Annotated in this window: 13 protein-coding genes and 1 pseudogene; 6 read left to right on the top strand and 8 right to left on the bottom strand. The window is 70.6% G+C overall.

Annotated features, from left to right (window positions below; translation table 11 throughout):
- Positions 1–1,108, top strand: a 1,108-nt coding sequence (locus JGS39_RS27800; protein WP_236065820.1) for an FHA domain-containing protein, incomplete at its 5' end; no start/stop codon positions are given.
- Between the two features lie 90 nt (positions 1,109–1,198).
- Entirely contained in the window at positions 1,199–1,651 is a 453-nt protein-coding gene (locus JGS39_RS27805; RefSeq protein ID WP_219572359.1) for a MarR family winged helix-turn-helix transcriptional regulator, read from the top strand.
- A gap of 209 nt (positions 1,652–1,860) precedes the next feature.
- Here the strand turns inward: JGS39_RS27805 and JGS39_RS27810 are convergent, their stop codons facing one another.
- Positions 1,861–2,958 (bottom strand): NAD(P)/FAD-dependent oxidoreductase, encoded by a 1,098-nt coding sequence (locus tag JGS39_RS27810; RefSeq protein WP_308120746.1) that lies wholly within the window; start codon positions 2,956–2,958, stop codon positions 1,861–1,863.
- Between the two features lie 209 nt (positions 2,959–3,167).
- Between JGS39_RS27810 and JGS39_RS27815 the strand changes: the two genes are divergently transcribed.
- Positions 3,168–3,572 carry a globin gene (locus JGS39_RS27815; protein ID WP_219572350.1) on the top strand — a complete coding sequence of 135 codons (405 nt, stop codon included), beginning with the start codon at positions 3,168–3,170 and terminating at the stop codon, positions 3,570–3,572.
- Positions 3,573–3,679: 107 nt separating this feature from the next.
- Positions 3,680–4,729 (top strand): DUF2804 domain-containing protein, encoded by a 1,050-nt coding sequence (locus JGS39_RS27820; protein WP_219572351.1) that lies wholly within the window; start codon positions 3,680–3,682, stop codon positions 4,727–4,729.
- 18 nt (positions 4,730–4,747) lie between these two features.
- Here JGS39_RS27820 and JGS39_RS27825 read toward each other — a convergent pair whose 3' ends face one another.
- The 4 genes from JGS39_RS27825 to JGS39_RS27840 form a co-directional block, all read right to left on the bottom strand.
- Positions 4,748–5,431 carry a DUF8010 domain-containing protein gene (locus JGS39_RS27825; RefSeq protein WP_219572352.1) on the bottom strand — a complete coding sequence of 228 codons (684 nt, stop codon included), beginning with the start codon at positions 5,429–5,431 and terminating at the stop codon, positions 4,748–4,750.
- Positions 5,428–5,850 (bottom strand): acyl-CoA thioesterase, encoded by a 423-nt coding sequence (locus JGS39_RS27830; protein ID WP_219572353.1) that lies wholly within the window; start codon positions 5,848–5,850, stop codon positions 5,428–5,430. The genes JGS39_RS27825 and JGS39_RS27830 overlap by 4 nt, the downstream gene beginning before the upstream one ends.
- A 5-nt stretch (positions 5,851–5,855) precedes the next feature.
- A complete protein-coding gene (gene ettA / locus JGS39_RS27835; protein ID WP_219572354.1) occupies positions 5,856–7,520 on the bottom strand; it encodes an energy-dependent translational throttle protein EttA in 1,665 nt (554 codons plus the stop codon).
- Between the two features lie 374 nt (positions 7,521–7,894).
- The gene (locus JGS39_RS27840) at positions 7,895–8,290 is read right to left on the bottom strand and encodes a hypothetical protein (RefSeq protein WP_219572355.1); all 396 of its coding nucleotides are present in this window, start codon (positions 8,288–8,290) and stop codon (positions 7,895–7,897) included.
- Positions 8,291–8,559: 269 nt separating this feature from the next.
- Between JGS39_RS27840 and JGS39_RS27845 the strand changes: the two genes are divergently transcribed.
- Together JGS39_RS27845 and JGS39_RS27850 are read left to right on the top strand one after the other, a co-directional pair.
- Positions 8,560–9,396 (top strand): hypothetical protein, encoded by an 837-nt coding sequence (locus JGS39_RS27845; protein ID WP_219572356.1) that lies wholly within the window; start codon positions 8,560–8,562, stop codon positions 9,394–9,396.
- A 210-nt stretch (positions 9,397–9,606) separates the two neighbouring features.
- Positions 9,607–10,185: a hypothetical protein gene (locus tag JGS39_RS27850; protein ID WP_219572357.1), complete on the top strand. Its 579-nt coding sequence runs from the start codon at positions 9,607–9,609 to the stop codon at positions 10,183–10,185.
- A gap of 139 nt (positions 10,186–10,324) precedes the next feature.
- Here the strand turns inward: JGS39_RS27850 and JGS39_RS27855 are convergent, their stop codons facing one another.
- The 3 genes and pseudogenes from JGS39_RS27855 to JGS39_RS27865 form a co-directional block, all read right to left on the bottom strand.
- Complete coding sequence (locus JGS39_RS27855) at positions 10,325–11,773, bottom strand: Cys-Gln thioester bond-forming surface protein (protein WP_219572358.1); 1,449 nt, start codon at positions 11,771–11,773, stop codon at positions 10,325–10,327.
- A 234-nt stretch (positions 11,774–12,007) separates the two neighbouring features.
- Positions 12,008–12,586, bottom strand: a complete 579-nt coding sequence (locus tag JGS39_RS41105) for a single-stranded DNA-binding protein (RefSeq protein ID WP_236063093.1) — start codon at positions 12,584–12,586, stop codon at positions 12,008–12,010.
- Positions 12,587–12,689: 103 nt separating this feature from the next.
- Positions 12,690–13,459: pseudogene (locus JGS39_RS27865) on the bottom strand (ATP-binding protein); the annotation flags it as partial.

Below are 13,459 nucleotides of genomic sequence, written 5' to 3' on the forward strand. Positions count from 1 at the left end.
GCACGGTGCCCCGGCCGGTCCGGTCCCGGGACTCAACCTGCCGCCCGGCTTCCAGGCCCAGCAGCCGCCCGGCCCGCCGCAGCCGCGTGAGCCCCGCGATCCGTTCGAGTACCAGAGCTCGCGCCCCTCGCAGATCAACCGGTCGGCCGAGCCGCTCTCCTCGGGACCGGGACATTCCGGCCCGCCGGGACCGGGTCAGCAGCCCCCTCACCCGTTCCAGCCGCAGGGCCAGCAGCAGGGACAGCACCCTGGACAGCAGCAGGGCGGCCCGCCGCCTCCGCCGCCGTTCCAGCAGCAGGGGCAGCAGGGCGGACCGCAGGGGTTCCCCCAGGGCCAGCAGCACGCCCAGCAGCAGAACTCGCCGCAGGGTTCGCCTCCGCCGCCGTTCCAGCAGCAGAACTCGCCGCAGGGTTCGCCCCCTCCGCCGTTCCAGCAGCAGAACTCACCGCAGGGCCCTCCGCCGCCGTTCCAGCAGCAGCAGAGCGCGCCGTCGGCCTTCCAGCAGACGGCTCCCCCGGTCTTCGAGCAGCCCGGACCGCCGNCCCCGCCGCAGCCGCAGGCGCCGCAGACCGGCGGTGACGACTGGCTGCTGTCCCCGCCTTCGCAGGCCCAGGGCCCGCAGACGCCGATGCAGCAGCCGCCGTACCCGGGCCAGAACCAGGGACCGGGTCAGGGGCCGGGTCAGGGCCCCGGCCAAGGACCGGGTCAGGGCCAGGGCCAGGCTCCGCTGTCCATGAACTGGACCGCGGTCATCGCGCCCGACCGCGAGTACTTCCTGGCGATGATGCAGCGCAGCGGCCCCGAGGCCACCGGGCTCAACCTCCCGGCGTACTCCCCGGAGCAGCAGCTGCCGCTCACCGGCAACCAGATCACCATCGGCCGCCGCCGGCACAGCACGGGCGAGTCCCCGGACATCGACCTGTCCGTGCCGCCGGAGGACCCGGGCGTCTCGCACCAGCACGCGGTGCTGGTGCAGCAGCCGGACAGCAGTTGNGATCCGCCGGGACTGACCGCTCGGACGTACACAACGGCCGGCGACGGGGTGACCACCCCGTCGCCGGCCGTTGTGCTGTCCGCGCCGGCCGTCGCTCTCGGGCCGCGCACATAATTCGCACCACGAATGTCAGCGCTCCCGGCGAGGCCCCGCCACCAGCGCCTGCCGTATTCTGAGGGAATGCGAAAGGCCGAGCACGGACAGATGGGGATCGTCACCGCATTGGTGCGCTCCTCGTTCCTGGTGAATGCCGTGTACGCCGATTCCGGCCGCGAACACGGAATCACCGCACAGCAGGGCCAGCTGCTGTGCGTGCTGATGGTGCGGCCGTACGGGATGAGCGAGCTCGGCGCGATGCTGGGGCTGGCGAAGTCCAGCCTCACCGGCCTCGTGGACCGCAGCGTCCAGCGCGGACTGGTGCGCCGCGAACCCGACCCCGAGGACGGCCGCGCGGTCCGGGTCGCCCTGACCCCGGCGGGCGACGCACTGGCCGACGTGTTCTACGCCGGGACCTGCCGACGGGTGGACGCCCTGTCCGCGGGCCTCGACGAGGCCGACCGCGAACAACTCGCGACGCTGCTCGGCCGGCTGGTGCTGAGCAACAAGGTGCCGGTGGTCTTCATGGAGTCGGACGAGAGCACCCCGGCCGCCCCCTGAGCGCGCGGCGGCACCAAGGGCACTCCCGCAATCCCTGGCGGGCGCACGACGACGGCTACGGCCTCCTCCCCCGTTGCCCGAACGGCACGAGGCCCCCTCCGTTGCCGAAACGCCCGGATACGTCCAGCACGCGAGGCGCCGCCTCTCCGCCCCGCGACACACAGCATCCGAGGCCACGCGCTGGTCCACCAGGAATCGGGGGACAGCCCTCAGCCGCGCGTCACCCCGAACAGTTCGGCGAACCGGCCGATGAACAGATCCACGCCCTTGTAGGCGCTGACCGCCGCCGCCGGCAGGATGACCGGTCCGTCGGGCGACGGCATCTGCCCCACCCCGCCGCCGGGGCCGAGCGGGAGCAGGGCCGAAGGCACGGGGGACGGCCGGTAGGCGGCCGTGGGCCGCTCGCCGCGCAGCTGGGCGAGGACGTTCTCCGCGACCACCTCGGCGTGCTTCATCGCGTACCCGGCCATCTTCGCCTCGGCCACGTCCGTGATGTCCCCGAGGGCGTAGATGTGGTCGTGGCCCTCGACATTGAGCGCCTCGGTGACCCGGACCCGGCCCTGCGGGGTGCGGACGGCGACCCGGCCGTCGGCGAGGTAGTCGCCGTTGGTCCGCACGCCGTAGCAGCGGAACCAGATGTCGGCGGAGATCTCGCCGCCGTCGGTCGTGGCCACGGTGAATGACTTGGCCCGGCCCGGTTCGGCCGGCGGCTGCTCTACCGGCGCGGTGCCCAGCCGCAGCTCCACACCGAGCGCGTCCAGCTGGCGGTGCAGCTCCTCGCGGAACTCCGGCAGGAAGCCCGGCACCAGCTGGCCGGCGGGGTCGGTGACGGTCACGTGCTTGTCCGGCCAGACCGCCTTGATCTCGCCGGCCAGCTCCAGCCCGACCGGACCGGCCCCGGCGATCAGGACCCGACCGGCGGCGGCGAGCTCGGCGTGCGCCTCGTGGATACGCCGCAGCGCCTCGCCGGAGAGGTCGGTGTCCATCTTGGCCGGGAACGGGTAGTCGGAGCCGGTGGCGAGCACCAGATATGCGGCCTCCATCCGCTCCCCGGAGGCCAGGGTGACCCCGCCGGGATCCACGGCGACGGCACGCTCGCGGCGGACGGTGCCGCGCCGCAGGAGGGTGTCGTAGGGAAAGAAGATGTTGCCCGCCCAGTCGGGCCGGACCAGCGCGCGGAGTGCCCCCGCCGCATGCACGAACGCGTCCTTGGGATCGACGAGGACGACATCGGCCTCCTCGTCGAGCGCCTTCGCGACCGCCGCACCGCCGTATCCGCCACCGATGACCACCACCGTACGATTCACGTTCCCGCCCCGCGTATTTCCGCTCATCATTTACCCCGCTCCCGATGGCCGCGTTAATCGTTCGTCACACGAACCATAGTAGTTCGCGTAACGAACTTCAACGAAAGGATCGGGCCACCACCGCCACCGGCCCTCGACCGGGCCGTGGTTGGCGTGATCCATGCCCCGGGGGCCCCGTGCCCGGCCGACGCGTCTGCGACCATGGACGGGTGACTGAGAATCCGCGCGACACGCTGCAGGAGCTGACCTTCTACGAGGCGGTCGGCGGCGAGGACACCTTCCGGCGCCTGGTCCACCGCTTCTACCAGGGCGTGGCCGGTGACCCGCTGCTCCGGCCGATGTACCCGGAGGAGGATCTGGGTCCGGCCGAGGAGCGGTTCACGCTCTTCCTGATGCAGTACTGGGGCGGTCCCCGCACCTACAGCGAGGAGCGCGGGCACCCCCGGCTGCGGATGCGGCACGTGCCGTTCCGGGTGGACCGCGCCGCGCACGACGCCTGGCTGAGCCATATGCGGGTGGCGCTGGACGAACTCGGGCTGGCCCCTGAGCACGAGCGTCAGCTGTGGGACTACCTCACGTACGCGGCCGCCTCGATGGTGAACACCGAGGGCTGACCCGCGGTCGAAAGCGAGCGGAATCCGCTACTCCGGCTCACCGGCCCGGCCGTCAGGGTCCCCTGAGCTCACCGGCCCGGCCGACAGGCCCCCTATAGGATCCGCGCATGACGACGTCCGAACACGAGATCACCGAGCCGGTCGACCTCTGCCTGCCCGACGGCAGCCTGAACCCGGCTGCGGTCGGCTGGTCCCGGGCGCCTCTTCACCGCGCGAACCTGCGCGGCTGGGGCCGGACGAAGCGGTGGGAGTACTGGTGCGTGACGACGCCCACCCACCTCGTGGCGCTGACCGTCAGCGATCTCGACTTCCTCGCCCTGAACACCGTCTACCTGCTCGAATACGCGCCGGGCGGACTCGAACTGGAGCGTACGGCGATCATCCCCGGCGGCTTCGGCGTCGAGCTCCCCGACACCGTCGCGGGCGCCCCGGGCTCCCGGGACGTGGTGGTGGGACCCGAGCGGCCGTCCCGCGGCAAGGTGCGGGTCGAGATCCGCGACGAGAACGCCGGCACCCGGCTGAGGGCCCGCTGTCTGACCCCGGACCGGCTTCCGCTGGAGGTCGACCTCCTGGTCGCCCGGCCTCCGGGCCACGAGTCGCTCTCCGTCGTCGTGCCGTGGGGCGATCGCCGCTTCCAGTACACCTCCAAGCACACCGCCCTCCCCGCGTCGGGCCGGGTCCGGATCGGCACCGAGTACCTGGAGTTCGACGGGGACGACACCTGGGCCGTCCTGGACCACGGCCGCGGCCGCTGGCCGCGCACGGTCGACTGGAACTGGGGAGCCGCGTCCGGACGCACCGGCGGCCACACGGTGGGCCTGCAGTTCGGCGGCCGCTGGACGGCGGGCACGGGCTCCACCGAGAACGGGCTCTGCGTGGACGGCCGGCTCACCAAGATCGGCGAGGAGCTGGACTGGCAGTGGTCGCCGGCCGACCACCTCGCGCCCTGGACCATCCGCACGCCGTCGTCCGGCCAGGTGGACCTGACGTTCACCCCGTTCCACAACCGGTCGACACGCACGGAGACCGGCCTGATCGACAACCGCACCGACCAGTGCTTCGGCTACTACGACGGTCGTGTCCGCACCGACGACGGCTCCGAGATCACGGTGGAACGCCTGCTGGGCTGGGCCGAGGACGTCCACATGCGCTGGTGACGCGCCTTCTGACGGGTCCTACCCGCCCACGGAGACGGCGAGCGTCCCCAGGCCCCCCGCAGCGCCCGCCCGCCGCAGGGCGATGGACCCGTAGGGGGTACGCAGCCGCAGCCAGGCGCCCGTCGCCAGCAGGGCCACGGGGAAGTCCGGGGCGGCACGCAGGAAACCGAGGGCCTGTGCCGCGTGCACGGCGCGCAGCGGAAGCTCCGTACCGCCGACGGTCCGCGACCAGATGTCCCGCCCGATGAGGTCCCGCTCCGCCCGTGTGCGCCGCTCCTCGGGCAGCGCCCCGTCCCGCGTACGGAACTCGGCGACGGCCTCGCTCACCGACGCACCCAGAGCGACGGGACCCGGCAGCCCCTGCTGCTCCTGCCACCCGCCGCGCGGAGGCAGCACACCGGTCCAGGGCGGCCCCGTCACCGGTGCGGGCAGAGCGCCGGAGCGGCTCGACTCCTCCAGCGACTCGAGGAGTTCCCCGGCGGACACGGTCACGTCGAACCGATGCGTGTCCGCCAGCCGCACGGCCCGGATCGCCAGAACCTCGAACGACGGCGGCCGGCCGAACACGGCCAGCGCGCCGCCGCCCGCCTGCAGCCGTACGGCCGCGGCACGGTCGTAGTGGAGCAGCCGGCCGAGGAAGGCCGCGAGATCCGCGGCCTCCCTCGTATCGGCGAACTGCAACGACTGCACGGACACCGTCATGCCGCCGCGGGCTCCTCGGCCAGGTACTCCTGGAGGAAGAGCTTCTCCTCCGCGGAGATCCGCCGGGGCCGCTCCTCGGCCAGGTTGTACGGGACGACGATGGTCGACGCCCGTACGTACACCTGCTCCGGGTCCTTGACCTCGTACGCGATCGTGAGCGAGGCGGCACCTATCTTCGTGACCCACGACTCGACGGTCACCGGCGCGTGCCGGTGGACCAGCGGTCGCACGTAGTCGATCTCGTGCCGGGCCACGACGGACCCGCCCGCGAACGACGGCGAGCCGTCGCCCGGCGCCAGCCGGAACATGAAGTCGATGCGCGCCTCCTCCAGGTAGCGGAGGAAGACCACGTTGTTGACGTGCCCGAAGGCATCCATGTCCGACCAGCGCAGCGGGCAGCTGTAGATATGACGAGCCAAGACGATCAGCCTCGCGTGAGCTTCTTGTACGTGGCACGGTGCGGACGGGCCGCGTCCGCACCGAGACGCTCGACCTTGTTCTTCTCGTACGACTCGAAGTTGCCCTCGAACCAGTACCACTTGGACTCGCCCTCGTACGCCAGGATGTGCGTGGCGACGCGGTCCAGGAACCAGCGGTCGTGGGAGATGACCACGGCCGCACCGGGGAACTCCAGCAGCGCGTTCTCGAGCGAGGACAGGGTCTCGACGTCGAGGTCGTTGGTGGGCTCGTCGAGGAGCAGCAGGTTGCCGCCCTCCTTGAGCGTCAGCGCCAGGTTGAGGCGGTTGCGCTCACCACCGGAGAGCACACCGGCCGGCTTCTGCTGGTCCGGACCCTTGAAGCCGAACGCGGAGACATAGGCCCGCGAGGGCATCTCGACCTGGCCGACGTTGATGTAGTCCAGCTCGTCCGAAACGACGGCCCAGAGGGTCTTCTTCGGGTCGATGTTGGCGCGGCTCTGGTCGACGTACGAGATCTTGACCGTGTCGCCGACCTTGATGGAGCCGCTGTCCGGCGTCTCCAGGCCCTGGATCATCTTGAACAGCGTGGTCTTGCCCGCGCCGTTCGGACCGATGATGCCGACGATGCCGTTACGCGGCAGCGTGAACGAGAGGTCGTCGATGAGGACCTTCTCGCCGAAGGCCTTCGAGAGGTTCTCGACCTCGACGACGACAGAACCGAGCCGCGGGCCCGGCGGAATCTGGATCTCCTCGAAGTCCAGCTTCCGCATCTTGTCCGCCTCGGCCGCCATCTCCTCGTACCGGGCGAGACGGGCCTTGGACTTGGTCTGGCGCCCCTTGGCGTTCGACCGCACCCACTCCAGCTCTTCCTTGAGGCGCTTCTGCCGCTTCTCGTCCTTGCGGCCCTCGACCTTGAGGCGGGTGGCCTTCTTCTCCAGGTACGTGGAGTAGTTGCCCTCGTACGGGATGGCGCGGCCGCGGTCGAGCTCGAGGATCCACTCGGCGACGTTGTTCAGGAAGTACCGGTCGTGGGTGACGGCGACCACGGCGCCCGCGTACTTCGAGAGGTGCTGCTCCAGCCAGTTCACCGACTCGGCGTCGAGGTGGTTGGTGGGCTCGTCGAGCAGCAGCAGGTCGGGCGCCTCGATGAGGAGCTTGCAGAGCGCGACGCGGCGCTTCTCACCACCGGACAGGTTCGTGACGGGCCAGTCGCCGGGCGGGCAGCCCAGCGCGTCCATGGCCTGCTCCAGCTGAGCATCCAGGTCCCACGCGTTGGCGTGGTCCAGGTCCTCCTGCAGCTTGCCCATCTCGTCCATGAGGGCGTCGGAGTAGTCCGTCGCCATGAGCTCGGCGACCTCGTTGAACCGCGTCAGCTTGCCCATGATCTCGGCAGCGCCGTCCTGGACGTTCTCCAGCACGGTCTTCGACTCGTCGAGGTGGGGCTCCTGCATGAGGATGCCCACGCTGAACCCGGGCGACAGGAAGGCATCACCGTTGGACGGCTGCTCCAGGCCCGCCATGATCTTCAGCACCGTGGACTTACCGGCACCGTTGGGACCCACCACACCGATCTTCGCGCCGGGCAGGAAGCTCAGCGTCACGTCGTCAAGGATGACCTTGTCGCCGTGCGCCTTGCGTGTCTTGCGCATCGTGTAGATGTACTCAGCCAAGAGAAACCGTCCGGCAATCGATGAGTGGGCAGATACACCCCATCTTGCCTGACTGCTACCTCTTGACGGAAACCCGTATCGGCGGGTGGGCCTGACCTGGCCGTACGCGCGTCTGTCTTTGTAGGTGACCTGTCACTGACTGTCGCGTTCGGTCACTGCTGAGCGCCCTCGCACAGCCCAAGGACGGCCCAGGAACGATCACTCGGTGGCCGTAGACCATTCATTCGCCCAGCTCCCAGCTGAACTGGAGAGCACCCGTCATCCCGTCCCTCCGCCGTGTCTGCCTGCCAGTCGATAGGGCCAAGACCGTCGGGCGCGGCACGCGGTCACCCAGTTCGACCGTCGGCGGCGGGTGGCCTCACGAACAACCCACCTCATGGGCGCCGGAGCCAGGGAGCGAGCGCATCCACGAGCACGTCGTATGCGGGGTCTGCGGACAGCCAGAGCAACTTGTGCTGCGCCCCGTCCTTCATACGCAGGCTGACTCGGTCGGAGGCAAAGCCACGGTGAATGCGGGCGGAGGCGATGTCGGCCAGAGGCAGCACTGTGTTGGTCCGGTGCTCCGCCCGAATCTGCTCGGCGGCAGCCTCGGTCACGTCGGCTTCCGGCAACGGCCAGACCACCGTCGGCCCCTTGCCGTTCGCCACGGTGGCCACGAACCCGAGCCGCCGACGGACCAAGGAGGACGGCAGCAGCCACAACTCCCCATGGATCCAATCGCCCCAGCCAGTGGTGCAGGCCCGCGAAAGCAGTCGCGCCCGTCCATTCATCGGGCCACCGTAGTGGGCGTGTCATACCTGCGCCACGGAGTAATAGAGCCGCTGAGGTGGAGATACCCCGGCCGCACCGACGCAGGCAGCCGACCGGGCGGGGCCGGCTGAGGTCTCACTCGACGACAGCCGACTCCCCCTTGTGTGTGCCCCGGGACGCGGCGCCCGAGGGAACGCGCTCGGAGAGCGTCGCAAGTAGCCCTTCTCACACACCAGCTACGTACGAGCCATATGCGAGCATTTAGTCACCAAACGGCTAGGGTCGAGCGGTGAGTCGAATCGAGAGGGCCGCCGAGGGGGCGGGGCCGTTCACGACGCGGCTGACCTGGCGCCTCGGTGACGGCGGCACTGCGGTCTGGGAGTCGCGGCGGGCGCGCAAGCGCGGGCTGCTCACCGTGCGGGCGGCCGGCGATCGCGAACCCCGCTCCCGCAGGGCGGACAGCGCGTCGGTCAGTCGTCTCCGCAGGCTGAATGCCATCGCGGCGAGTGCGTTCGCGGTGGGTGGGGGCCTCTTCGCCTTCGGAGCCGCTGTCGCACAGTTCGGCGCGGGTGATGCGACGGGAGCCTGGATCTACTTCACCGGCGGCCTGTTCTTCAACACGGGCGGCTACGTGTCGCTTCTCCAGGCGGTCAACGCCCCTCGCCAGGACAACGGCGCCGGGGCACTTGCCGCGCGGCGATGGAGATGGTGGAGCTACGAGCCCGGCCGGATCGACTGGTTGAGTACCTTCCTGCTGTTCGTGGGCACGCTTGTGTTCGGCATCAACTTGCTGAGCTCCCTGTTGCAAGGACTCTCGGTCCAGCAGGTGAACCGGCTGATCTGGGCCCCTGACCTGGTCGGGTGCACCCTGTTCCTCGTCTCGGGGCATCTGGCCCTGGTGGAGGTCTGCCACGGCCGGCCGGGAATCCGGCCCCGCGATCTCGGCTGGTGGATCGTCGCGGTCAACCAACTCGGGTCCGTGCTCTTCATGGTCGCGGCGCTGGCCGACTTCACCCGCCCCGCCACGTCGAGCGTCTTGAACATCGACATCGCCAATTGGGGCACCCTCACGGGAGCTCTGTGTTTCTCCGCCGGCGGGGTGCTCCAGTATTTCGAGCGTCCGTGAGCTCCTGTTCACGGACGTGCTCGACGGACGCCGGTGAGGGCCGAGGGAGTGTCCAGGGGCCGAGCGAGCCGTCTCCTCAGTGGTCCTGAGAATCGTCGCGGCGCGAGTCAGCGCGGGTCCGGAGCCGCCACCCGGTCGGCGAGACCCGAATGCAGGGAACGCCCCCGGGCAGGATGGCAGCGGAGTCCGGGCCGTCTTCTGGGGGACATCATGGGCAGCACCACGCTTGCGCTCGTCGTTGCGACAGTCGGCGTAACCGGCACCCTGCTCTCGCCGCTTCTCGCACAACGAGTGGTCGCACGCGTCCAGGCGGAACAGTTCGATCGTGAGCAACGAGCGGCTCACGCCCAGTGGCTTCGCGAGCAGCAGGTTTCGGAGCTCATCCGTCGACGTGACTGCTACGTGACGGTCAACGCGGCCTTCCGTCTCTACCGGACACGTCTGATGGACTACCTCTGGGACTTCGACAGGGGGCAGGCCACCCCAGAGGGACGAGAGGCTGTCGAGGAGGCGAGACGCGACCATCATTCGACGTTCGCCGAGGCCCAGCTGATCGTGTCCGGGACGGTACTGGGCGAGCTGGACGGCGTGACCGCGGCACTGTCGGAGGTGTACCGCCGGATCATGTCTCTGGCGGAAGGACACCCGGACGCCGATGGCTCCTGCGAGGAGATCCGGGCAACGGACTTCCCGCTGCTCTGGGAACGGTGGGACCGCATGCGCAATGTCATGCGAGCGGATCTGGGAGTGGGGCCGGGCCCAGAGGGTCGTCCTCCGGCCGGCTCCTAGCGACCGCGTACCGCGCGGAGCGCGGCCCCGCTCGCGCACCGCGGAACTCCGGCCCGAATACGCCGCGGCCCCGGCCGGCCGAAGCCGTACCGGGGCCGCGGTCAGGGCGTCGTGCCGTGCGCCCTGGCGTGTGTGCGCGTTACTCGCCCGAGGACTGGTCCTTGCGGCGTCGGAGGAAGAAGACCGAGCCGCCGCCGATGACGACCAGGGCGATCGCGATGCCCGCGATCATCGGGGTGGCGTTGGAGCTGCCGGTCTCGGCCAGGTTGCCTTCGGCGGCCGCCGTGCTGCCGCCGGCCGTGGCGGTGGTCGTGGTGGGCTGTTCGGCGGTCTGGGTGGTGAGGCCGTCGGTGGCGCTGCCGGTGGTCCTGCAGTCCAGGACGCCCTTGAACGTGCGGCTGAACCCACCCGGTCCGGTGACCGTGACGTCGTACGCCTGGTCCTCGGCGACCGGCACGGTCACCGTCTCGGACTTGCCGGGCTCGATGGTGTGCTGCGCCCCGGCCAGGTCGTACGTGAACGCTTCGTCGCCCGTGTTGCTCGTGGTGACGTCCACGCCGCCCTTGGCGCAGTTCTTCTTCGCGGTGACCGCGGGGATCGCGCCCTTGCCGGCCCAGGTCGCGGTGGCGCTCGCGGAGACCGTGGACTCGCTGGAGCCCGCCAGGATCTGCGTCTGGCTCTTGGTGGCGCCTGCGAACGCCCGGCCGACGGGGACCGAGGTGGTGGCCTGGACCGTCAGGGAGGCGGAGCCGTCGGCGGCGCCTGCCGGGATGTCGAAGTAGAGCTGGGAGCCGTTGGTGGCCGTGGTGACGGCCTTGCCCTTCTTGTCCGTGATCCTGACGCCGCTGGCGGAGTCCGCGGGCGGGGTCACCGAGACCTGCCCGGCGTTGGTGCGGACGGTGACGGGGCCGACGCGCTTGCCGGAGTTGCCGGACACCGCGACCGGGTCCAGGGCGAGGGACGCCTTGGGCTCGGCGGTGTCGGTGGCGGACTTCTGCAACCAGTCGGCGAGCCTCTCCGCCTGGTCGTCGGATGCGGTCACGTCGGCGTTGTCCGAGTAGCGCCAGATGGCGACCTGGGTGCCGGCCGCCGCGGTCCGCTCGGTGAGCGGGCCCGTGCCGGCCTCCTTGGCGAGCGCCTGGAGGTCGTCGATCTTCGGGTACGAGTGCTCAAGGATCCAGCGGATCCTGCCGGCGTTCTTGTTCGTGCCGAGCGAGGTCTGGTTCCAGGGGGTCTCCAGGTACTTCGCCTGGTCCTGGGTGGGGTTGTGGATGTCGATGCAGTACGTCTTGAACTTGCCGCCGCCGTCGACCGTCATCTCGAAGAGCCCTGCGGGCAGCTTCTGGTCCTTGCCGTCGGCGTGGAGGACCGCGCTGTCGAACGTCTTCAGCCCGTCCAGGGTCGCGGTCGCACCGCCCTGGTGCGGGGGTGCCTCGTCGGCGACCGCGCCGCCCGCGCCGGTGAGGGCGCCGGCCAGGACCAGGCCGGATGCCACCACCGAGGCGGCCAGCCGGGCTATGCCCCGGGTCCGTCGGGGTTCCGCCGTCGTCGTGGATGACGAGGCGGTCGCTGAAGAAGCAGAAAACACAGAATTCCCCTCCGGGCGAGACCCTCGCGTCCGTTACGCGTGTGGGGAATGTCCCGCCAGCCGACTCAAGTGCCCTGTGAGTACTGAGGAATCCTAAAGACCGCGCGAAGCACAATCCCCCGTCATACCGTCCGACAACCATTCCGAATCGGAATCGTTATCCCGGGTAACGTCCTGCTCAGGGAGAGGACTCGGGCCGGAATGCGGTCCTCGCCGCCTGTGCCGGGTGGCGTCTCAGGGCGCCGACACCAGTTCCGGTTCGGCCTTCTGACGCACCGTCCGGCGCCTGGTGGCAGGGCGTTCCGTCCGGACGACCTCGGCCGGCTCATGCTCCGTATCGCTCGGCTCCACCCGGTCCGCGGACTGTGCGCGGTCCGCCGGGCGGTCCCTCACCGCCCACTCGTCCGGCTCGTCGGCCCTGCGCGCCCCGTTCCGCGCGGTCAGCCCCGGCTCACCCCTGACCACACGCCGGAAGGCCGACGTCCCCCGGGTCAGATCGTGTCCCACCGCCACCGCCTCGATATCCACGAAGGTCCGGCGCTGCCCCTCCCGTTCCTCCTCGCGCACCTTCAGCCTGCCGTGCACCACCAGAGGCTCCCCCACGGCCACGGAGCCGGTCAGATTCGCCGCCAGGGTGCGCCAGGCCCACACCGTGTAGAAGCTGGTGTGCCCGTCCGTCCAGAGCTCCTTCTCCCGGTCCCACCGCCGGGGCGTCACCGCGAACCGGAATCGCGCCATTCCCCCGCTCGCCGTTTCCCGGAACTCCACACCGGTCGCCGCGTTCCCCACCAGCGTCACCAAGGTCTCGTTCATGACTCCGCCTCCCCTTCGGTCCGGATATCGGTGACCGCACTCCTGCGTCCGGTCACTGATCCCATGGTGAAGGGGAGGCGGAATTCCTGCTGAAGCCTGTGGACTAACGGCTCGTTGTGGAAAACTCCGTCACCGCCACGAAGCGCTCGCGCACCTCCCGATAGCGCACCAGTTCAGCCGACACGGGGTCGAGCACCCGGGCCCGCCCGCAGGCCGCCGCCGTCTCGCGCAGCCTGCGTTCGGCCTCCTGGCCGTACCGACGCGCGGGTCCCCGGGCAGCCGCCGCGCACGACCACTCCACCAACGGGCCGCCGATGATGCCCGCCAGCATCACCAGGGCGGGCGTCAGCAGCCCCGGCTGCAGGACGCCGATGATCTGGCCGGCCAGCCACAGACCGCCGAAGATCTGCAGCAGCGTCATCACCACCTGTGCCAGTACGGCCGCAGGCCACCAGGCCGGCCGCGGGGGCTTCGAGCCACGCCCCGGTTGAGCCTGGGCCGTACCGCCACGGACGCCCGCCGCCGCACCGGCCGTACCGCCACGGACGCCCGCCGCCGCACGGGCCGTACCGCTGTCGTCCGCGCCCCGGCTCTCCGTCCCCGCAGCCCGCCCTGCCAGTTCGTCAAGTGCCTCCGGCAGCCCCTGCGCCCCGTGCACGGCGGCCTCGCGCACCGCCTGCGCCCATGGCCCGGGCAGTCCGTCGGCCGCGTCGTCGGCCACCGTGCGCACGGCCTGTTCGACGCGTTGGCGTGCGGTGAGCTGTTCCTCGGGCGGGGCGCCGAGTGCGCCGCGGTCCGGGCCGCCGGGCCGGCGGGCCGACTCGTACCAGCGCCACAGCCTCAGCCACGGCGTCCCGCCCGAGGAACAGCTCA

Source organism: Streptomyces poriferorum, from assembly GCF_019399235.1.
Taxonomy (GTDB): Bacteria; Actinomycetota; Actinomycetes; order Streptomycetales; family Streptomycetaceae; genus Streptomyces; species Streptomyces poriferorum.